16 protein-coding genes and 2 pseudogenes are annotated in these 21,650 nt (G+C 56.5%); 14 read left to right on the top strand and 4 right to left on the bottom strand.

Features of this window, described 5'->3' with window-relative positions:
- The first annotated feature begins 245 nt into the window (after positions 1 to 245).
- The 4 genes from HQ945_RS17980 (at position 246) to HQ945_RS17995 (ending at position 7,594) form a co-directional block, all read left to right on the top strand.
- Positions 246 to 2,012: a type I secretion system permease/ATPase gene (locus HQ945_RS17980; protein WP_027232306.1), complete on the top strand. Its 1,767-nt coding sequence runs from the start codon at positions 246 to 248 to the stop codon at positions 2,010 to 2,012.
- Positions 2,009 to 4,639 (top strand): cadherin-like domain-containing protein, encoded by a 2,631-nt coding sequence (locus HQ945_RS17985; RefSeq protein WP_174208351.1) that lies wholly within the window; start codon positions 2,009 to 2,011, stop codon positions 4,637 to 4,639. The genes HQ945_RS17980 and HQ945_RS17985 overlap by 4 nt, the downstream gene beginning before the upstream one ends.
- 37 nt (positions 4,640 to 4,676) lie before the next feature.
- Positions 4,677 to 6,014: an HlyD family type I secretion periplasmic adaptor subunit gene (locus tag HQ945_RS17990; RefSeq protein ID WP_174208352.1), complete on the top strand. Its 1,338-nt coding sequence runs from the start codon at positions 4,677 to 4,679 to the stop codon at positions 6,012 to 6,014.
- A 1,214-nt stretch (positions 6,015 to 7,228) separates the two neighbouring features.
- A complete protein-coding gene (locus tag HQ945_RS17995) occupies positions 7,229 to 7,594 on the top strand; it encodes a hypothetical protein (protein WP_113281398.1) in 366 nt (121 codons plus the stop codon).
- On the opposite strand, the gene HQ945_RS18000 is transcribed toward HQ945_RS17995, so the two are convergent.
- Complete coding sequence (locus HQ945_RS18000; protein ID WP_113281399.1) at positions 7,591 to 8,538, bottom strand: sugar-binding transcriptional regulator; 948 nt, start codon at positions 8,536 to 8,538, stop codon at positions 7,591 to 7,593. The two genes, HQ945_RS17995 and HQ945_RS18000, sit on opposite strands and share 4 nt — an antisense overlap.
- Before the next feature lie 186 nt (positions 8,539 to 8,724).
- Here HQ945_RS18000 and HQ945_RS18005 point away from each other — a divergent pair, with 186 nt between their 5' ends.
- From HQ945_RS18005 to HQ945_RS18030, 6 genes are read left to right on the top strand one after another with little or no spacing between them, the layout of a single operon-like run.
- Positions 8,725 to 9,711, top strand: coding sequence for an ABC transporter substrate-binding protein (locus HQ945_RS18005; protein WP_174208353.1), 987 nt, complete (start codon positions 8,725 to 8,727; stop codon positions 9,709 to 9,711).
- Between the two features lie 8 nt (positions 9,712 to 9,719).
- On the top strand, positions 9,720 to 11,423 hold the full coding sequence (locus HQ945_RS18010) for an ABC transporter permease (protein WP_027232320.1): 1,704 nt from the start codon (positions 9,720 to 9,722) through the stop codon (positions 11,421 to 11,423).
- On the top strand, positions 11,411 to 12,481 hold the full coding sequence (locus HQ945_RS18015; RefSeq protein ID WP_113281400.1) for an ABC transporter ATP-binding protein: 1,071 nt from the start codon (positions 11,411 to 11,413) through the stop codon (positions 12,479 to 12,481). Before HQ945_RS18010 ends, HQ945_RS18015 begins: the two co-directional genes overlap by 13 nt.
- Entirely contained in the window at positions 12,478 to 13,632 is a 1,155-nt protein-coding gene (locus tag HQ945_RS18020) for an MBL fold metallo-hydrolase (RefSeq protein ID WP_343051256.1), read from the top strand. The genes HQ945_RS18015 and HQ945_RS18020 overlap by 4 nt, the downstream gene beginning before the upstream one ends.
- A 26-nt stretch (positions 13,633 to 13,658) precedes the next feature.
- Entirely contained in the window at positions 13,659 to 14,402 is a 744-nt protein-coding gene (locus tag HQ945_RS18025; protein WP_113281401.1) for a 5'/3'-nucleotidase SurE, read from the top strand.
- A 55-nt stretch (positions 14,403 to 14,457) separates the two neighbouring features.
- Positions 14,458 to 16,122, top strand: a complete 1,665-nt coding sequence (locus tag HQ945_RS18030) for a Na/Pi symporter (RefSeq protein ID WP_113281402.1) — start codon at positions 14,458 to 14,460, stop codon at positions 16,120 to 16,122.
- A gap of 315 nt (positions 16,123 to 16,437) precedes the next feature.
- Here HQ945_RS18030 and HQ945_RS18035 read toward each other — a convergent pair.
- A pseudogene (locus HQ945_RS18035) lies at positions 16,438 to 16,596 on the bottom strand (integrase); the annotation flags it as partial.
- A 314-nt stretch (positions 16,597 to 16,910) separates the two neighbouring features.
- Between HQ945_RS18035 and HQ945_RS22945 the strand changes: the two are divergent.
- Positions 16,911 to 17,075 (top strand): annotated as a pseudogene (locus HQ945_RS22945) (3-keto-5-aminohexanoate cleavage protein); the annotation flags it as partial.
- A 351-nt stretch (positions 17,076 to 17,426) separates the two neighbouring features.
- Complete coding sequence (locus HQ945_RS18045; protein WP_174208379.1) at positions 17,427 to 18,392, top strand: L,D-transpeptidase family protein; 966 nt, start codon at positions 17,427 to 17,429, stop codon at positions 18,390 to 18,392.
- Positions 18,393 to 18,622: 230 nt separating this feature from the next.
- On the opposite strand, the gene HQ945_RS18050 is transcribed toward HQ945_RS18045, so the two are convergent.
- Both HQ945_RS18050 and HQ945_RS18055 read right to left on the bottom strand, forming a co-directional pair.
- A complete protein-coding gene (locus HQ945_RS18050) occupies positions 18,623 to 18,820 on the bottom strand; it encodes an SDR family NAD(P)-dependent oxidoreductase (RefSeq protein WP_207719716.1) in 198 nt (65 codons plus the stop codon).
- Positions 18,821 to 19,092: 272 nt separating this feature from the next.
- Positions 19,093 to 20,430, bottom strand: a complete 1,338-nt coding sequence (locus HQ945_RS18055) for an aminotransferase-like domain-containing protein (RefSeq protein WP_091923534.1) — start codon at positions 20,428 to 20,430, stop codon at positions 19,093 to 19,095.
- 180 nt (positions 20,431 to 20,610) lie between these two features.
- On the opposite strand from HQ945_RS18055, the gene HQ945_RS18060 reads away from it, so the two are divergent.
- Positions 20,611 to 20,847 (top strand): DUF1127 domain-containing protein, encoded by a 237-nt coding sequence (locus HQ945_RS18060; RefSeq protein ID WP_027232328.1) that lies wholly within the window; start codon positions 20,611 to 20,613, stop codon positions 20,845 to 20,847.
- On the top strand, positions 20,847 to 21,626 hold the full coding sequence (locus tag HQ945_RS18065; protein ID WP_081815915.1) for a sulfite exporter TauE/SafE family protein: 780 nt from the start codon (positions 20,847 to 20,849) through the stop codon (positions 21,624 to 21,626). The genes HQ945_RS18060 and HQ945_RS18065 overlap by 1 nt, the downstream gene beginning before the upstream one ends.
- Positions 21,627 to 21,650 lie beyond the last annotated feature (24 nt).

Here is a 21,650-nt window from a genome sequence, read left to right on the forward strand (position 1 = left end):
CTCTATCTCCTCGCGATTTGTGTTTGTCAGCCAGCTTTGGGCCAAGCCGCAGTCACTGCCGCCGTGGTCCTGGCAGTCATGACGGCTACCTCGGAAATACTGACGAAGCGCCTTGTCGCTAAGCGGTCGTCCCAGAGGCGGCTACGTGGCGCGATGGTGGAGCCCGACATATTGATTTGAACTGGCAAGCGCGGTCCGCCCGTGGCCGCTCCGCCTAAAGCTTCAACAAGAAACGGTAAGACAAAATGCGCTCGAAAACCCCATTGACTGGCACTAAGCGGAAAAATGCCGAGAAGCTAACGCAAGGCTTTCGCGGGATATTCGTATTTCTCTTCACCACCTCCGGCGTCATCAACATTCTCGCACTGACCGGCTCCTTTTACATGCTGCAGATTTACGATCGCGCCCTGACCAGCGGCAGTGTTCCGACGCTCCTCGCCTTGTCGGCTCTGGCCATTGGTCTCTATTTGTTCCAAGGTATGTTTGATATTATCCGCTCTCAGGTACTGGTGCGTATCGGCGCGCGTCTCGACAGCAGGATCGCTCCGATGGCGCATCAAGTGGCTATCGACATGCCACGCTTTGGTTTTTCAACGGCCGAGGCGCTGGAGCGTGGCCGTGATGTCGATACGGTACGCGGCTTCTTGGGCAGCCAAGGCCCAGTCGCGCTGTTCGACCTGCCATGGATGCCGCTCTATCTCATCTTCGTCTATATGCTTCATCCCTATCTCGGCGCCCTCACCTTTGCCGGCGCATTCATCCTGTCGATGCTGACGATTGCAACCGAGCTGATGACCCGCCGCCTGGCAAGTGCAACCCATCAGGCCGCCATTGCTCGCAACGGGATCGCCGATTCAAACGCCCGAAACGCCGATATTCTGAAGGCGATGGGTTTTGCCGGAAGAGCGGTCGATCGCTTCAATCAAGCCAATCAGGATCACCTCGAACTTCAAACACGCACGAACGACATCAGTGGAACATTTGGAGCGATCTCTCGCGTACTTCGCATGATCCTACAATCTGCTGTGCTTGGTCTGGGTGCGTGGCTCACGATCCAGGGTGAGTTGTCCGCTGGCGCAATTATCGCCGCGTCGGTTTCTTCAGCCCGTGCTCTCGCGCCCGTCGATCTCGCAATAGGCAACTGGAAGAGCGTCGTCGCTGCGCGCACGGCATTTGGGCGGCTCAAGGAAACCGTCGTAGCATTGTCTTCTATTGAGGCACCGATGGATCTGCCTGCTCCTGTTGGATCGTTGAAGGTTGAAAAGATCACGGTAGCCGCGCCAGGGTCCGGACGGGTGCTTCTTAGTGATGTCACCTTTGAGATCAATGCGGGTCAGGCGCTCGGCATTATCGGACCGAGCGGCGGCGGCAAGACGACACTTGCGCGTGCCCTGACCGGTATCTGGCCAACGCTACGCGGTAGCGTGCGACTGGATGATGCCGAACTGACGCAGTGGTCGGACAGCAAGCTTGGCCAATATCTGGGTTATCTTCCGCAGGATGTGGCACTGCTGGATGCAACGGTCGAAGAGAATATCTCGCGGCTTGAGCCCAAGGTAGACGCACGGGCGATCGTCGAGGCGGCCCAGATCACCGGGATTCATGAGATGATCGTGCGTATGCCGGATGGTTATCGAACGGCGCTTGGTCCGCAGGGTGCCTCACTTTCCGCTGGCCAGCGCCAGCGCATCGGCTTGGCACGTGCCCTTTACCGCAACCCCTTCATCGTTGTCATGGACGAGCCGAATTCCAATCTCGATGGTGAAGGCGAGATGGCACTAACCCAGACGATCAAGGCTATCCGCGAACGCGGCGGTATCGCCATCGTCATAGCCCACCGGCCAAGCGCTTTGGCCGCAGTCGACATGGTCGCCGTCATCCAGAACGGCAAGATGGTGGCTTTTGGACCAAAGGACGAGATTCTCAAATCGTCCACGCCCGCAGAAACAGTCAACCGACCCGCGCCTGCCGCACAAAATGCGCCGCGCGTCACATCGAGGGTTTCAGCATGATGATCGATGTCAAAGGGACCAAAACCACCAAGCCGGAAACGGACGAGTCACATGAACATTATGTCCTGAAGAACCAGGACAAACGCTCCAATGCACCACTGTTCTTTACGGTGTTTCTCACCGGACTTGCGCTTTACCTGAAAAGCGCATTCCCACGGCTGGGCAGTGACGAGCAGCAAGAAGAAGCCAAGTCTCAAGCGCCGGAGCAGTCTGGGTCGCCTGCGGTTGTGGCAGCTGGCGCTCCCAAAGTTACGACGGAACTCGAAGAAACAGCAAAAGAGAGGTCCGGTTCCGGTGGCCGATTGTTTGGAAGCGGAGACTGGCGCTATGAGCTTTCCGATTCCCCGATGATCGAGTTCCAAAAGCTTAACCTGCCACACACTGTCCTTCTGAAAAAGTTCGGTGGGGTATCGTTCTCGTTCCATGCGGCAAATGACAATGCCTGGCGTGGTGGCAGGGTATCCAATATTGGCTACGGCGGTGGCGGTGGCGGTAGTTCAAATTCCCAGGCTGCGCCTGTCTATGACCTCGACCCGCGCGACGATCCCGAATCTGAGGTGGATGACGAGGACGATGCGGACGAGGAGAAAGCCGTCAATCGTGCGCCCAGGGTCAACGGGCCGGTCTATCTGGCGGACGTCTTTGGGTGTGCGGTCGCCCTGATCGGGCTTTCCGATCTTCTGCGTGGTGCATCTGATCCGGACGGCGATGCTCTCCGCATCGAGAACGTTACCGTGTCGTCGGGGACACTGACGCAGACGCCAAGTGGCTGGTATTTTGATGCGGCGATGCTCGGTCCGGTGACTGTCACCTATCAGATCAGTGACGGCAAGGTGTCGATCCTGCAAACGGCCCAGTTTTCCGTGCTGAAGGCACCGCCGATCATCGGCACCCAAGGCGACGATATCCTCGTCGGAACAAACTGCGCTGACGACGTAGACGGTCGTGACGGAAATGACAATATCGACACCCGGGGCGGCAACGACACGGTCAACGGCGGCAACGGCAATGACCATATCATCACCGGCAGTGGTGATGATCTCATCTTCGCGGGAGCCGGCGACGACATCGTTCTGGCCGGTCTCGGCGACGATCAGGTGTTTGGCGGCAGCGGCAACGACCGTCTGTTCGGGGAAGAAGGTCGCGACACCATCTTCGGTGAAGGCGGCGATGATAGCATCAGCGGCGGAGCGGACGACGACCTGCTGTTCGGCGGCGAGGGCAATGACAGCATTGCCGGTGATCTTGGCCGTGATACCATACATGGCGACGTCGGGAATGACAGGCTGGATGGCGGCGGCGGGAACGATAGCCTCTTTGGCCAAGCCGGAGCAGACGTTCTCGACGGCGGCGCAGACGATGATTTTCTCAGTGGCGGGGATGACGAAGACATCGTGCGCGGCGGCGACGGCAATGATACCGTCGCAGGTGATGTCGATCAGGCAGCCGACCGGTATGATGGTGGCGCCGGCATCGACACACTCGACTATTCCGCAGTCCTGCACGGCAGCACGATCGATCTCGACAAAGGTGCTGCATTCAGTGACGAGATCGGTCACGACACAATCTCGAACTTTGAAGTGCTCCTAGCTGGGGCGGGACAGGATGATATACAAGGCAGCGATGCGGCCGAGGAGATCCATGGCAATGGCGGCGATGACCTGATCGATGGCGGTGGTGGCGCCGACATCGTGTCAGGCGGCGTGGGCGATGATCAGCTGTCTGGTGGAGCAGGAGCGGATAGGGTCAGCGGCGATGCTGGCCGGGATACTGTCACGGCTGCCATGGATGGGGCGGCGGACACCTATGATGGCGGCGCAGGAATCGACACGCTCGACTATTCCGCCGCGTTGATGGACGTGGTTATCGACCTCGTTGCTGCCCATGCCAGCGGCGCGGAAATCGGCAGCGATAGCGTCACCAATTTCGAGGTCATCAAGTCCGGCGAAGGGGATGACGAAATCAGGGGGAGTGGCGCCAACGAAACCCTGATCGGCAATGACGGAAACGATGTGATTTCGGACGGGGCCGGCGAAGACTGCGTGCTGGCAGGCACGGGCGACGATATCGTGCAGGCCGCTGCCGACGGAGACGATGATATCTATCGTGGCGAGGAAGGGTCTGACACCCTTGATTATTCGCAGTCGGCACAGGGCGTGCTTGTCGATCTGAACACCGGTACTGCGACAGGATTTGCGATCGGGAATGATGTGATCTCAGGCTTCGAGCAGGTAATCGGAAGTGCTGCCAATGATCAGATTAACATTGGCACAACTGCAATGATTCTAGAAGGCAATGGGGGTGCTGATACTTTTCAGTTCCAGATCCCTGAAGGCAGTTCCAGCGCCGAGGTTATCCACCAGATCCTCGACTTCATGGTTGGCGATCGCATCGAGATGTCAAGGTATGAGATCTTCGAAGATGTCATCGATAGCCTAGAGGACCGCTTTGAAGATACATACGGCGACGACGCCGACGAACAACCGCTGCCAATTCGGGTGCGCCACGAAGGGACTGACGAACTGCAGCAGACGTTAATCGAGGTCGATATGGACCGCGACGAACACTATGAAATGACAATTAACCTGACCGGTCATCACATGCTGATGATCGTTGAAAATCCTTGAATGAATACGTCGTCTTGACGCGAACGGGAGTGAAGAAATGTTCGGCCGCAAAAAACAAAAAGACCTGGGCCTTGGAACGCAGATCGAGCCGGAAAACACCTTCCCGGTGGGCCCACGGGTTTTTGCAGGTATCACCCTTGGCATGCTTCTGTTCGTGGGCGCAGGAGGATGGGCTGCAACCGCGCAACTGACCGGGGCGATCATCGCGCCAGGCATGGTTAAGGTCGACCAAAATTTGAAGTCAATTCAGCACCGCGATGGTGGCATCATCAGTGAGATTGCGGTCAAAGAAGGTGATTTTGTAAGCAAGGGTCAGATTATGCTGCGGCTTGACGATGCCGAAACCAAAGCAGAGCTTTCGATCGTCCGCACGCAGCTCGTCGAATTCATGGCGAAACAGGCAAGGCTCATGGCTGAGCGCGATAATCTCGATGCGATCATGATGTCAAAAGAACTAACCGCACGAACCAATGATTACCCCTACGTGTTCTTTGGTGAGAAGCGTATGTTTGATGGCAACCGTCAAAACCGCGAGAGCCAGAAAGAACAGCTAATCCTTGGCATTGATCAATTGGGTGAGGAGATCAAGGGGCTCGAAGCGCAGCGCGATGCAAAGATCGACGAGATCGCACTGGTGAAGACTGAACACGACAAGATCAAGGGGCTGACCGACAAGCGGCTGATCGAGACTTCGCGCAAGTATGTCATCGACCGGGAGATGGCCAAGCTGTTGGGAGAACGCGGAGAGGTCGAAGCCAATATCGCACGGGCCAAGGCCCGCATGGGTGAAATTCGCCTGCAAATCATTGCCATAGACGAGACTGCCCGTACCGAAGCACAGCGGGAACTCTCCTCTATCGAACCCAAGCTCTCCGAACTTCGGGAACGGCGAGTAGCCATTGAGGATCGGCTGGCGCGAGCCGATATTCGTGCGCCGCTGTCAGGTACCGTCAACGAACTCGCGGTCCACACCATCGGCGGTGTCATAACGCCAGCTGAGAAGCTGGTGACACTCGTGCCGGCTGACGCGGCGCTCAAGATCGAGGCAAAATTATCTCCGACGGATATCGACCAGTTATACGTCGGCCAACCGGCAAAATTGCGCTTCTCGGCATTCAACACGCGTACGACGCCAGAACTGCATGGCAAGATTGCCTATGTTTCCGCCGCGACCAGTAGCGACCCAACAACAGGCCAGGTCTACTATCTGTGCGATGTGATCGTTCCCTCGGAGGAGCTTGAAAAGCTCGGCGACAGCAAGCTCATGCCTGGCATGCCAGTCGAAGTATTTGTTTCGACGGAACAGCGCACGGCCATGTCCTTCCTGTCCAAACCCCTCGCGGATCAATTTAATCGCGCTTTTCGCGAACAGTAAGGAAGAGGCATTAGGAAAACATCTGCGTGCGGTCAGTCTCCAACGTTAAACGAACCTCAACAAATTGGGTTTGACCGTACCACATTTTGAAACCAAAGCAGCAATCTCGCTGGACGCTATGCAGTATACCAGAACGAGTGGCCGCATCATTTGCTAGGACCAATGCTTCTCACAAAGTTTAGTTTGTGAAACGTTAGCTGTAAACTATCCTTGCAAATGGCTATTTTGGCCTCTCGAGTTATTGAAGACGTGCAACGCCACTGCGACCATCATCTTCATCCAGTTTGTTGCGGTTTATTGTCACCCAAGGCAAGAGCAGGTTCGGAAGTGAGGCAAGGGTTATGTCGGGTCAAATTAAGGTCATCGTAGTAGACGATTATCCGTTATTCCGGACCGGTATCATTCAAACTATCAGTACTGACGAGAATATTACGGTTGTGGGCGAAGGATGAGCGGCCGAGGACGCTATCCAACTCAGTTCTCGCTATGCTCCTAATATTGCACTACTGGACATTTCCATGCCAGGTGGTGGCATCGAGGCCGCCAAAAAGCTATTGACGTCGACTAGCCTGACTAAGGTCATATTTCTTACTGAGTTGGAAGCAGAAGACAAAGTATTGGCGGCCATCGACCTGCGACTCAGGGGAAGAAGCGGATCGCCCAAATCTGGCGCTGTCTAAGCGGCTTCTTGACGCCAACCTTTTGGCCAGGGTTCCATGCCGGACGTCCTAGTGCGTTAGGATCATATTGTGCAATACCCATTTTCGTTCTCCTTCGACCAACATTGGCCGCAAGAACAACTCATGAGAACACTGTCGGGGCCGACGGCCGACCGTCCGCTGCTAGGACACCCCACACGAAAAGCGGACAGAGCTCTGCCGCCGGGGTTTGGGATTGGCCAAAGCGGACATTTTCCCGCCGTCGCAGGTGCGCGCATCAAAGGGTAAGCATTGGTGTGGGCGAAGAGGCGGTGGGGTCCTCGCGTGGGTGAAAAACTCGCGCCGAGTTGAGAATGGCTTTATTCCGCGATGCGTTTAGGCGGGTATGGTGATTAATCGGCACCAATTGAAATTCGCGATTATATGGACGTATTTCGATCGACAGCGCGGAGGCGAGTTTGTTCAAGTGCGACGCTGTCCTTATAAACAAATGCGCTGGCGAACAGGGATGCTTCGGTCTAAGCTAATTTACTCATTTCGAATCTGGAGTTTCTGATGCCGCCGTTTCCTGCCGAGGTCCGTTCCATTCTTAACCGAGTAATGGGTTCGTCGCCCGCTGATTTGCGGCTCGTCGCCCAGCGACTGCATGATCATGCGCTCGAAGAACGTATGTCGGGAGAAGAGTTACGATCTGCGTTGGAATTGCTCGGCTATCGCACTGTCGTGGAATTCTGCGCTGAATTGGGCATGCCAGCGCACGTAGCCGAACGCTGGGAGCGTTTCGGCGTGTCCAGCGAAATGAAACAGGTATTTGCCTACCTTATTAGTCAGCGCAAGCGCTTTGCCGAGGCTGTCGAGGAGTTTGAAGCCATCACCCATGTCGGGCTTAAAGATTTTCTGCGCAGCCGGGGCATAGTTTAACTTATCAGGGCAGTAGCCGTTTGGCTATCGGTTATGAGGACCCGTGCGGGCATAACTTTCAGCGCCGCCTTAATGGCTTCGACTTTGGAACTCCCCCCCGCTGCAATGACCACATTTGGTATCCGAGCGACAATATCGAGGTCAATGGCCATCACCTGACGATTTATCATATGGTCTACCAGCTTGCCTTCCCTGTCGATGAAATAGCAAAGAATGTTGGCAACTGCGCCTTGGGCCTTCAGGGGATCAACCAGTTCGTTCGGCACGATGCCGTGCCGGAAGATCGTTGATTGCCGCGAAATGTCACCCACGGTCAGAAGCGCGATATCTGCTCGAGCGGCCCGTTGGCGCACCTCCTCGAGGGTAGGCTGATGCCAGAGGGCCTCGCGCAATAGCTCATCGTCTACGATGACCGGCGCTGTGATCTGATAGCTGTCGATGTCGAAAGCCTCGGCCACTTTTGCTGCAACAATGGACGGGTTGATCCAACGCGAATGGGCGAGGCTCCCAACGAGCGCAACCACAGCCGCATTCGATAGCTTTCGACGCTCAATAAATCGGAGACTTGCAAAAAGTGTTGCGCCGCCGCCGATCGCGAGTGTCATGCCATCCTGCATTTGTTCGCCCAGATATTGTGCAACGGCATGCCCCAATGCGGTTTCCAGGTGCTCATCCGAACTCGGGGTCGGAATAACAATTGCCGAGGCGAGGCTCCATTGAGCCTCGAGTCTTCGTTCCAGAGCGATCTGCTCTGCCGTGGCAGTATTGATCGTTGTTATGACCAACCCCTCGGCAGTGCAGGCAGCAAGCGTTCGCATGACCTTGACACGGCTGACCTTGAGCTTGTCGGCAATCTGCTCTTGGGTCATGCCTTCAACATAGTACAGCCAGGCTGTCTTCACCTTTATGTCGGAGGAAACGATCGGGAGGGCTTCAGCTTCCATGGGCCGCTTTCTTCGTGTTGGCCGTTTCGTTTTACATCAAAACTGTTCAATTGTCATTGACATGAAACAAATGAACATTGATTATATGTTCAAGCAAGGGTGTTCATGGGTTACGGCGCCTTTGCATGGAGGATTAACTGACAATGCGTTTGCGCTTGTCGCAAGAGAACCCGGGAGGAAATTAACATGAACAAGTTGATGCGCATTGCCATAGGCGTGCCGGCCATGTTGGCCGCCTCGATGTTTTGGGCCTCGGCGCAGGCTGAATCGCTGATGCTATATACCTCGCAACCGGATACCGATGCGGCCAAGACGGTGGAAGCTTTCAAGAAAGTCAATCCTGATATCGACGTGCAGGTCTATCGTTCGGGTACGAGCGACATCATGAGCAAGCTTGCAGCGGAGTTCTCGGCCGGCGCGCCCCAAGCCGATGTGCTCCTCATTGCCGATGCGGTGAGCATGGAAGGCTTGAAGAAGCAAGGTAAGCTGAAGGCCTACGAGAAAGCTAACGTTGATGGATTTTCTACGGATTCTTATGATCCGGAGAAGACCTATTTCGGCAGCAAGCTCATCACCACCGGCATCGCCTATAACTCTGCGGCCACCGCCAAACCAGAACATTGGGCAGATCTCGCTAAGCCGGAATACAAAGGCATGATTGTCATGCCCAGCCCCCTCTATTCGGGAGCAGCCGCTTACATGCTCAGTGGTTTTGCCGCAAAACCCGAACTCGGCTGGGACTACTTCGAAAAGCTCAAGGCAAACGAAGTCGTGAGCGTACGTGGTAACGGCGCTGTATTGAAATCGGTGGCAAGCGGCGAAAAGCCATACGGCATTCTCGTGGATTTTATGGCACTCAACGCAAAGGCAAAAGGTTCACCCATCGAGTTTGTATTCCCGTCTGAAGGCGTGCCGGCTGTGACTGAGCCAGTGGCAATCATGTCCACGGCAAAAAACGTCCCTGCAGCAGAAAAGTTCGTCGATTTCATCCTTTCTGATGACGGCCAGAAACTCGCTCTAAGCCAAGGGTATCTGCCGGCCAAGCCCTCGGTTGGTCGCCCTGCCTGGCTGCCGGAAGGCATCAAAGTCACGGTCATGCCTATCGAAACTCAAAAGGTTCTCGAAACGACGGACGTCGACAAGCAAAAATTCTCGCAAATGTTCGGCGGCTAAGGAACAGCATGTTAACGCAGACCAAACAGCGTCAGGGCATTGACATGGCCCTGATCGCAGGGGTGACGCTTGTCGTCGCGACACTATCCATCCTCCCCATGGGACGGTTGGTGTTCGAGCTGGTAATGCCTCAGGGTAGCTTCTCGCTTCGCCCGATCCAGACGGCGATGGGCAGTTCGACTACCTGGACGGCAACGTGGCATTCCCTGCAAGTTGGTGTCGGAGGCACGTTACTCTCAGTCGTGCTGGGGACCAGCGTCGCTTTGCTGGTCAGCCTGACAGACGTACGCGCCAAGAGCCCATTCGTCTTATTCTACGTTGTTCCGCTGCTTATTGCACCGCAGGTAACGGCACTGGCCTGGCTGCAATTGTTTGGACCGGCCAGCCCCTTCCTCAAGCTCGTTGGCTTAGCACCAGCACTGGGTAGCCGGAATCCCCTTTATTCGACAACCGGCATTATCGTCTTGCTTGGTGTCCAATATGGTCCGCTGGTGTTTCTGATGGTGCGTGCGGGATTGCGAAAGCTTCCCCGCGAGTTGGTAGAGGCCGCACTTAGTTCGGGTGCAGGCCGCCTTACGGTCTTACGCACGATTATCCTACCGCTCATGACGCCATCGATAATCGGCGCGACGGCGCTTGCTTTTGTATCGTGTGTCGGAAATTTCGGTATTCCTGCTTTCCTGGGAATTCCTGCAAACTATCTGGTCCTGCCAACACTTATCTATCAGCGGTTGGCCGGCGGTGGTCCCGCCGTCTTGTCGGAAGTTGCTGTGCTTTCGTTCCTGATAGGACTGATCGCCATCGCCGGTATCCTGGCACAGGACTACACGTCACGCCGCCGAGATTATCGGATAGCGTCAACTTCATTGCCCGCTGCTCCGTTCGAGCTTGGGGGTTGGCGCATCTGTTTCGAAATTTTGATGTGGTCACTGATCGTGGTCGTTCTTATTTTGCCTATTCTCGGCCTGTTCCTCACGTCGCTTGTTTCGGCTTACGGCATACCGCTGAATGCGAAGACGGTAACGTTGGCTAACTATGCCTTCGTCATGTTCGACCACACTGCAGCAAGCCGTGCCTTTCTTAACAGCTTTGGTCTCTCGATAGCTGCGGCTCTTTTCGCGGTGGTGCTTGCCGTTCCACTCGCTTACCTCGTCACCTGGCGTGTACGGTGGTGGACAAATTTCCTGAACCTTTCCGTGGAATTGCCCTATGCCTTGCCTGGAGTGGTGCTTGCCATCGCCTCCCTTCTTCTGTTTTTGAAGCCATTGCCGATTCTTGGGGTGCAGATTTACAATACGATCTGGATCATCTTCTATGCATATCTGGCGCGATTTCTAGTGCTGGCGGTCCGTCCGACGATCAGCGGCTTGCACCAAATTGACCGTTCACTTGAGGAAGCAGCGCAGGTTGCGGGTGCAAAGCTGCTCTATCGCATGCGCTCGATCATCTTTCCGCTCGTCGCCCCAGCGACACTTGCGGGCGGAATATTGATCTTCATGACCGCGTTCAGCGAGTTGACCGTGTCGGCATTGCTCTGGGCGTCAGGCTCCGAGACGATCGGCGTCGTGATATTTTCGTTCGAACAGGGCGGTGATTCGAATTACGCGGCGGCCATATCAGTCCTCACCGTCGCTTTAACCTTCATTCTCATGCTGTTCACCAGTCTTTTTGCGCGGCATCTTCCAGCTGGAGTGCTCCCATGGCGGGATTAAAAATCAACAATGTGTCGAAAAGTTTCGCCGGGTTCAACGCGCTAACGAACGTATCGTTGGACGTGCGCGACGGTGAATTTGTCGCGATCCTTGGCCCTTCAGGTTGCGGCAAGACGACGTTATTGCGCTTGATCGCTGGCTTCGAGAAGGTCACAGAAGGCACTGTTACCGTCGACGGCAATCTGATGTCGAGCCCGTCTATCAACATACCGCCGGAATCGCGCAGAGTTGGAATTGTCTTCCAGAACTACGCTTTGTGGCCTCATATGACCGTTTCGGAAAATGTGGGCTACAGCCTCAAGGTCGCCAAGGTCCACAAGACCGAAAGACACCGGCGTATTGAGGAAGCGCTTGCTCTCGTCGATCTAAATGGTTTTGGCGATCGCCGCCCTTCCAACCTTTCCGGAGGTCAAAGACAACGTGTGGCGTTGGCGCGCTGCCTTGTTTCTGCGCCATCCCTTGTCCTGTTCGATGAGCCACTCGCCAATTTGGACGTTCATCTTCGCGCCTCGATGGAGGACGAATTCGCATCATTCCATAAACGGACTGGCACTACGATCGTGTATATTACCCATGATCAGGCCGAGGCTATGGCGCTCGCAGATCGGATTGCCGTGATGGACAAGGGAGTTCTCGTCCAATTTGCAACCCCGCGCGAACTTTACGAACAACCCGCTACCAAGATGGTGGCATCGTTCATCGCGCAGGGCATGGTCTTCCCGATTGAGATTCTATCTGCGCAAAATGGCAAGTGCAGAGCGCGGATGCTCGGACACGACGTCCAGCTTCGATGCAGTTCGGATCAAAAGGTCATTGCTCCGGCCAATGCCTGCATACGGTCGGCAGACATTGAATTGGTCGAAACCGGTGGCATTCCCATTGAAATCCAACGATGCATCTATCGCGGCGGCGGTGCCCGTATCGAGGCGAGACCGTTGGACGGGTCTGATCTGGAACTCCATTTCGATCTTCCTGAACCGAAACGACTCAAAGCTGGTGATCGAATACAAATTCGCGTCATATCAGGTTGGGTCATTCCGCAGGAGTACGTATCGTGATCCGCGTCGATCTGTTTGGCGGATTTGGCGAAAAAGGCCGTACCAGCGTTGGCATAGCAACGCAAACCACGAGCATAGTGTGCGATGTTGGTATCAAGGTTGGCGCTGTGGGCAGGGAGTACTACCCGGCTATCGACGATGATCAAATTTCCCGGGTCGATGCACTCTTCATATCGCATGCGCATGAGGATCACATTGGCGGCCTGAGTTGGCTTCAATCCCGGGGCTTCCGTGGTCAAGTTTATATGACGGCCGAAACGCTGTCGGAGGCGCCGGCCATGCTGGAACAGTATGCCGGCAATGGGAGTGGTCGCTCATTTCCTGTCAACCTGCAAGGAATCAGGACGTTTTTCGCGGGCGATGAAATAGATGTCGGCGATATTCGCATCGCGACCGGCCGTTCGGGCCACGTTCCGGGCGGCGTCTGGTTTGGTGCCGAAGCAGGTGGGTCGAACGTCGTCTATACTGCCGATGTTGTCCCCGAGAGCAACGTCCTTGCGATGGATGCGATCTCCAGATGTGATCTCCTGGTTCTCGATGCATCCTACGGTGCGGATCCGATTTCCGGAAATGAACGCAGCCAGGCTATTCGCGACTGGATCGGCAACCGGCAAGCGGGTTGCTTACTCCCGATCCCTCTGTCGGGCAAACCCCTCGAGCTAATGGCAATATTGCAGGGACGGTTCGCCATACATGCTTCGATGCGCGAGCCAATCGCTGCTCAGATCGCTGCAAGTGACGCATTCTTGCCCGGTATCGCTCCGGTGCTGCAAGCGTGCCTCAATAGGGCGCTCGATTGGCGCGAAGAAGCCCCATTTCCGGATTGTCCTCTCCTCACATATGACGGCATGGGAAGTGCTGGTCCCTCGGTCCGAGCGATCTGTCGGGCGGCGGAGCAGAATTTGCCCATCCTGCTGACCGGTCACATACCTCCCAATACGCCGGCGAGTAGGCTCTTCTCGGCGAAACGTGCCGAATGGATACGACTGCCTACGCATCCGACCAGAGTCGGAAGCGTGGCGATTTGGGAGAGTGCCGGCCGTCCGCCGGTTCTGGGGCATTCTTGTGTCGTGGAGACGCTTAAGGAACTGAAAACTTATTTGCCGAAACTGGATGTCACCGCCAAGTCGGGACAGCGGCGTATTGTGTGAAGCCCGATGTTGACCTGGAGCACTTTATGAGAATTCTTGTTTGTAACGACGATGGTATCGACGCGCCGGGGCTCGGAAAGTTGTGGGAAGCTGCGCGACTGGTGACCGATGACGTATGGATCGTCGCTCCGGATGGAAAACGTACAGCAGCAAGCTCGTCGATCACCATTGCTCGCCCATTGACGATGCGGCAAGCTGGCGAAAGGCGCTATTCCTGCTCAGGCACGCCAGCCGACTGCGTCGTTACCGCAATGAGTTGGTTGTTCAATGACCAGCCCAAGCCTGATCTCGTTCTTGCAGGCGTTAATGACGGTCGCAATGTCGCTGAAGATCTTGCCTACTCCGGTACACTGGGCATCGCCCGCGAGGCGACTTTCTGGGGGATTCCTGCGATTGGCTTTTCAAGAGTCAAGGAGCCACGTCAAACGCCCGCCGATATCCACTGGCTGACCGGCTTTATCAGGCGGGCATGGGAAGAGCGAAGGAAGTGGGCCGAGGCTGGACATTGGCTCAGCGTCAATTTGCCGGCAGACTTGCCGGCGTCGATCAGACAACCCCGTATCGGACGTGACAAGATTGGGCGGAGCGCTGACGTCCTCAATGAAGAAAATGGCGTCACCACGCTGATCGTGCCACGTGGCCGCGATCACAGCTCCTCCAAGGGGGATGAGAACGATCTCATTGATTTGGGTCATGTATGCGTAAACCGCCTTAACTGGTTCGGCGAGAGTAAGCTGGATCAAGGCTTCGTTGGGAGCCTGGCAAATTGATTTGTACGTGCACGCGCCATTGCTCTGCGGTCTATGCACTGAAGGAAAACATGAGGTGAACGGCTCTTCGGTTTTGTTGCACCTTGCGGGCGCCGTGGCGCTGCTACTTTGGGCTACGCGCATGGTCCGCACCGGTGTGGAGCGGGCGTATGGTGAACGCATGCGACAAAGCCTGCGCGGTGTCCTGCACAACCCTATGCTTGCCGCCCTTTGGGGCCTGATGCTCTCCATCGCCCTGCAAAGTTCGACGGCGGTGAGCCTGCTCGTCGGCTCCTTCGTCGGCTCCGGCATCGTCAGCGGCATTGCCGGGTTGATGGCGGTACGCGGCGCCGAGGTCGGCTCGGCCCTCGTGGTCAAAATCCTCTCGTTCGATCTGACCCTGCTGGTTCCGCTTTGCCTTGTGGCCGGCACAGCCATCTTCATGTCGACCGAGCGCAGCAACTGGCGGCAGATGGGTCGTATTCTTGTCGGTATCGGTTTGCTGGTGCTGTCGCTCCAGATGACCGGGCAGGCAACCGAGCCCTTGCGCAACAGCGACCTCTTGCCAGTGATCGTCGGTTACCTCGACACCGATCCCGTAACCGCTTTCCTTCTGGCGGCGGTCATGACCTGGCTGTTCCACTCGAGCATCGCCGCGGTATTGCTCGTCGTCACATTCGCTTCCCGCGGCCTGATCCAGCCGGAACTCGGCATCATCATGATCTGCGGCGTCAACCTTGGCTCGTCATTCATCGCCCCAATTCTAACCCGAAATGCGGCGCCGCAAGTTCGCATCGTTCCTATGGGCAACCTTTTGATGCGCGGGCTCGGTTCGGTCGTGATCCTGATCCTCTATCTGAGCTTTAAGCCATCGATTGCGTTCCTGGGCGCCGCGCCGGCCGATCAGGTGATCAATGGCCATATTCTCTTCAACATCATCATCCTCATTGCCGGACTTCCCCTCTCCCATCTCGTTCTCAAGGCCACGAAGGCTGTCGTCGCCATTAACGTTCCAACCGAATCGCCTCGGTCGCTCGATCATGCCGAACTCAGTGCCCTCGACGAGAGCGTGCTCGACACGCCGAGCCTTGCCCTTGCGAATGCGACACGCGAGACGGTCAGCGTCTGCGAAACGGTCGAGATCATGCTGCGCGGCATTATCGACCTTTACGAAAATCCCGATCAGGCACGCATCGATGAACTCTCGGCGCTCGATGACAAGGTCGACCGCAAGCACGCCGCCATCAAGCTTTACCTAGCCAAACTGACGACGCGAAAACTGTCGGATTATGAGGTGGGCCGGGCGCGCGAACTACTCGGCGCCTGCGTCAAACTCGAACAGGTCGGCGACATCATCGTGCGCAACATGCTGGCGCTCGTGCAAAAGAAGATGGACCGCAAGCTGCAGTTTACCGATGAGGGCTGGCGCGAACTCAGCGATTTCCATGCAAGGGTACTGACCAATGCGCGGATGGCGTTCAACGTCCTTGTTTCGCGCGATCGCGAAACAGCACATCAGCTCGTGCTTGAAAAAGATCATCTGCGGGATGTGGAAAAGCAAACCAGTGACCGGCATTTCAGCCGCCTGCGCGAAGGCACGCCGCGCAGCCTGGAGACGAGCTCCATTCACCTCGACACGATCCGCGACTTAAAGCAGATCAACTCGCTGCTCGCTTCGATGGCTTACCCCGTGCTCGAGGAGCAGGGGCTGTTGAATACGACACGTCTGCGAGCGCTGTAAGGTCGAAACACACCGTATCTAAACCTAAGTTGCGACCTGAACTTAGCCCCAGAAAATACTTTGACATCTGCGAAGTATTGCGCTCGATTTCCACGACGTCTGCCGTGTAAAGGTTGCTGATGACCAATCGTGAACAACGACCGCTGTTGGCGCAACTTCGACCCGCGTTGTCACTGTGTGTTGTCCGCTTTGCAGCGATAGCGACCGGTGGCTCGATGACCATTATGGAGGCGCCTAGCCGCTCAATTGCAAACGTTCAAATTGGAAACATTCCATTGATACGTGCAGCCCCACAGTGAGCGGGGCCGCACGCGCTCAGATCTCAGTATGCTCCGCTAGCTCCAGTGCATCCTCGATGTCCACACCAAGGTACCTGACCGTGTTTTCGATCTTGGTGTGCCCCAACAGGATTTGAATAGCGCGAAGATTGCCTGGCGCCTTGTAGATCATTGCCGCCTTGGTGCGGCCGGCTGATGTTGGCCTATCAACCAATGGAGCCCTGCGCTGCCATGGTTAGAATATGGTGAAAGATGTATGCGTTTCCAATGGGCTACTTAGCTGATAATGCCGCTCGGTGGGCTGTACGTTGGAGGCGTGACGGCTTCTACAACGACATCTCATGTTCCTTGGCGCGCCATAAGGCATCGATCGCTGCCGGAATTTCCACCAGATTATTGAGAGGCCCAGGGTTAGCGCCGTTTTGTCCTATCTGGACTATCTCGAGTCGGAGGTAACCGATGAGTTGGCTTATCGCCTCATCGATCTCCTTGACGTGTTGCACTGTCTCGATGCTCAGTGGGCCTTTCGAACCCTGCATAATCTGCGTCGCGATCACCGGCTCGCTGCCGCAAAAATCTAACAATCCTGCGGTGCCGATAACGATCGCAGAGCAGGTCGAGTCGACCCACGGATCCTTTGAGGCAGGTGCGACGATCGTCCATTGCCACGTGCGCCCGACCCGCCCATGTAAATGCGTAATGGCGGATCGGGCCACGCCGGACCGCAAAAAAATAAAGTGCGATTTAATGATTCGGAATCCGGAAACGCCGCCCCTACATTGCGGCCGTGTATGAAGATTATCGAACATTCAAAATGGTGCAGGTGTTCGGGCCCGGCCAGTTGGTCGGCGTGACGTCGGCGTACGAGCGGCCCTTTCCAGGAGCAGAATCGGACCTGTCTGCGGAACGTACGGTTCCTGCTGAGCGATGACGCGACTTTCGAACCACGAAACTTTATGAAGATGTTGTAACTTCACAAGAAACTTATTTTTGGAACATCTTCATTACAAATGCCATTTGAACGACATGAAAACAATTGTTGGAATGTCCACATTCTTTCTGATCGTTTCCGTCATCGTCGGTGAAGCTGCAGAGGTAACACCCGACGCGATCAATTCTGCTTCACTTTCCACAATCACTGCGGGGCCCGCTTCCAAATCAATAGCTGATCCCGATCCAGCGATCGTCCGTCTGCAGGTTCTCCTAGACCGCGCAGGTGTGTCGCCGGGGGTGATCGACGGCCTTGATGGAACAAACGTCACCAAGGCGGTGATAAGTTTCGAAAATATGATGGGGATACCTCCGGACGGTGCGATCGACCCCGATGTCGTCAGCAGGCTGGAGACAGGGGGCCCGATAATTAGCACCTACACGGTGACGGACGATGACTTGAAAGGTCTCGTGGACCATATTCCCGTGGACTACGGCGAAAAGGCGAAGATGCCCAGCTTGGGATACACCAGCGTCGCCGAAAAACTGGCAGAGCGTTTTCACATGCATATCGACCTGTTGACTACGCTCAATCCAGGTTCTGATTTCGCTTCCGGGGATACGGTCCAGGTGGCGATGCCCGGTCCCCCGCGCCATGGAAAGGTGGTCCGCATCGAAGCCGACAAGACCGCTGGGCAGGTCACGGCTTACGACAGGCGCGACGTCATACTAGCGGCATATCCCGCGACAGTTGGCAGCGAGGATAATCCTTCTCCAAAGGGTACGCACAAGGTGAAGGGCGTCGCGCGGATGCCGGTGTTCAGATACAATCCAAAGGTCAACTTTAAGCAAGGGAAGAACACGATCCCCAAAGGCCCCAATGGACCGGTCGGAACTATCTGGATCGATCTAACCGAGCCAACATACGGCATTCATGGAACGCCTGATCCCGAACTTATCGACAAAGTCGGGTCGCATGGCTGCATTCGTCTGACCAACTGGGACGCCGAGGAGCTAGCTGGAATGGTGAAGCCTGGCGTTGTTGTACGGTTCGTCAACTAAGTGTTGATATTCAGATCGGCCCTTTAGCGAGTTAGCGTTTTCTGTATGACGTTGTTGGTACGCGCTTTAGGTCTGTGACGCACGCTACCCTCCAGAACAAACTTGATGAAATCTATCGAACAACGCGTTCGGCTGAAGATTCGCTTGCCGTAGAGGTGCCTCCCTTCGGCTGTCCATGGAACCGAAACGGTAGAAGGGCTCCCCTAGCTTCGAACAGAACGTTTCAATTTTCATAATTTCATACCGTTACACGTCTTTTGCCGCAACTGCGTTCGTTCGCGATTGCGTCCGGTTATGATGATGCTGGCACCTTCGGCGCGCGCTCGCCGGGCAGTTTCCAGCCCGATACCGGCGCTGCCGCCGATGACGACGACAGTCTGGCCAAGCAGTTCGGGTTCGCGTTGCGCGGGGATGGTTGTAGTGCTCATGCCTCCTCCGATAACAGCTTTCAATTCGCCAGTACGTGCATGTACTCCATATCGATCGACGCAGGGACCTGACGAACAAGCGCCGGCATGCTGCCGCGCGTTCACGCTATTCTACTGCGACGGCCTTCCTCGCCTGCTCCGCCGTCATGTAAGCCGCATACCAGTTCGGCCAGCTCTTGTCGCATCGCCCGCCAGTCCGCTTCGGGCGCGGCCCTGTCCAACGGCCTTTGGACGCAGAGCAAGCATCGCGATTTCCGGCCCCCACTTCTCGTTCATTCCGTTGAATCGAAATCATCCTCCCGGGCATTCAGGATGGAAACCAGTGTGTGCAGGCCGACATCCAGCTGATCCATTGTCGGCGCACCTAGTGCCAGTCTGACAGCGTTCGGCGCATGGCCGGGGGTGACGGCGAAGGTTGTGGAAGGCGTCAACGCAATGTCGCGCCTGGCTGCCGCAGCGACGAAAGCCTGCGAACGCCAGTGCGGGGGCAGCACCAGCCATAGATGATAGCATTTTCCGTTGGTCTGGATTTCGAAACCCGAAAGACGATCGACTGCCAGTTTTTGGCGGGCGCACGCGTCGAGTCGCTTCAATCTTGCAAGCTCGGCAATGGTACCGTCGCCCATCATCCGCTCAGCGGCCGCAAACGCAAATCCTGATGCAGTCCATCCGCCCGAACGCACGGATGCCGTGACGCTTTCACGCAATCGTGGCGGCGACACGATAAAGCCCAGCGTCAGGCCCGGGGCGACCTTCTTGGAGAGACTGTCGATGACAATGCAGGTGTCCGGCGCGAGTGCGGCAAGCGGCGGCTCATCGTCAAGGAAACCGTAGACATTGTCCTCGATGATCGGGAGGCCAAAGCTTTCGACAACGCGCAGGAGGTCGGCCCGGCGCGCCGCGGTCATCGTCATGCCTAATGGATTCTGGATCGCCGGCTGAACGTAGATTGCCGAGAGATGGGCGTCACGGTGCGCCTTTTGCACAGCGTCAGGCCGGACACCGCCTTCGTCCATCGCCAGTGGCACCAGTGTAATTCCCAGCCGGGCGGCAATGCCCTTGATAAACGGGTATGTCAGGGCCTCCACACCGCAACGGCCGCCCGTAGGAACAATTGCGGCGAGCGCTGCGGCGATACTCTGTCGTCCGTTGCCGGTGAATACGAGTTGTTCGGGAGTCGGGGACCACCTGCCCTGCGACAGGTATGCGGCTCCAATGGTTCGGACCGCTGGAGTTCCGACGCTGGTCGCCTGTCTCAAGGCGGGGTCGAGCGCCGCAGGTTTCTCCAGGCCAGCCAGGCTTCTTCCGATGATCGCGGTCTGATTGGAGAGCATCGGGTAGTTGAACTCAAGGTCAATTCGGATCCCGCGCGGCTCAGTTAATGCTGCCGCCCCGCGCCGGGCATCGCCGGAGATGAAGGTGCCCCTCCCAACTTCGCCGACGACAAGGCCCCTGCGCAATAGCTCGGTATAGACGCGGCTCGCGGTCGAGACGGCGATCTTGCGATCATAGGCAAAACGGCGCTGCGGAGGCAGGCGCTCCCCGGGCTTGAGAGTGCCATCAGCTATTTCTCCGGCGATGATGTCAGCGAGCTTCAGATATTCCGACATCTATTGCTCCGAGCACAATGTTTTAATTGCTCCGAGCAACCTATCGGAACATAATGGCTAAGTCAAACCGGATTGCACCGGGAATTGCCAAGGTCTGCGGTAATGAGAACGCTACGGCGCTTAACAAGCGCTGATGGGCGGCGGAGCAGGATTGCCGCACAGCAATAGCTGGAGGTCAAAATGTCTACAGCCCTTTCAACCATCGGTAGGCCGGCGGGAACAAAGACGCACGGCTCATTTCTTCGGGCATTCAACGCCTGTTGGCAGCGGATCGCTCGCTATTTCGTCCATCGCGCCGCCATTGCGAGCCTGTGCGAGCTCGACGACGAAGCACTTCGGGATATTGGCATCGCCCGCTCCCAGATCAAAGGGGCGGCCTACGGCTTCGTGACCAACCCCAACGGGGCGAGGAGGTGATGATGGCCACCCCGGTTACACCGGAGCTGACCGCTGCCACGATCCTGGTCGTGTTTGCCGGTGTATTCCTGATCAGCTTCATGAGAGGAGCTTTCGGAGGCGGGTTCGCCATCGTGGGTATTCCGCTGCTGTCGTTGGTGATGGATCCAGTCACCGCCGGCGGTCTGCTTGCGCCTTTGTTCATCGGGATGGATCTTTTCGCGCTGCGCTACTGGAAGCCCTCGACATGGTCGAGGCCGGACCTTGTGCTGCTCCTGCCGGGGCTGGTGATCGGCATCGGGTTCGGCTATGGGCTTTTCCGCTTCCTCGACCACCGGGCCATCGCGATCGTGATGGCGGTGATCACCCTGATCTTTGTCGGTCTCTGGTTTGTCAGGGGCGGACAGGTGACGAGGCGTCCGCGTTCGACAACAAAGGCGATCACTGCGGGTCTTGCCTCAGGAGTGACCACGATGGTTGCGCATTCGGGCGGACCGCCGCTTGCGATGTATCTGTTGCCCCTCGGGCTCAGCAAGGAAATCTACGCGGGAACAACGAGTATGTTTTTCACAGTCGGCAACGCGACCAAGGCGGTGCCGTGGCTGCTGCTGGTGAGGCCGACCGCGGGTGTCTGGGCATTGATGGCGATTGGTCTGTTGGCCATCCCCAGCGGCGTCTGGCTCGGGTGGCTGCTGAACGGAAGGCTGGACCAACGCCAGATTTATCGCGCCTGCTACGGATTGTTGGTTCTAACGGCGTTGAAACTGATGTGGGATGGCATTTCCGGATATCTCCCGTGAGCTGAAAGGCCGGCGTAGCGCTAC

It is taken from the genome of Phyllobacterium pellucidum (genome assembly GCF_013327855.1).
In the GTDB taxonomy this organism is placed as follows: Bacteria; Pseudomonadota; Alphaproteobacteria; order Rhizobiales; family Rhizobiaceae; genus Phyllobacterium; species Phyllobacterium pellucidum.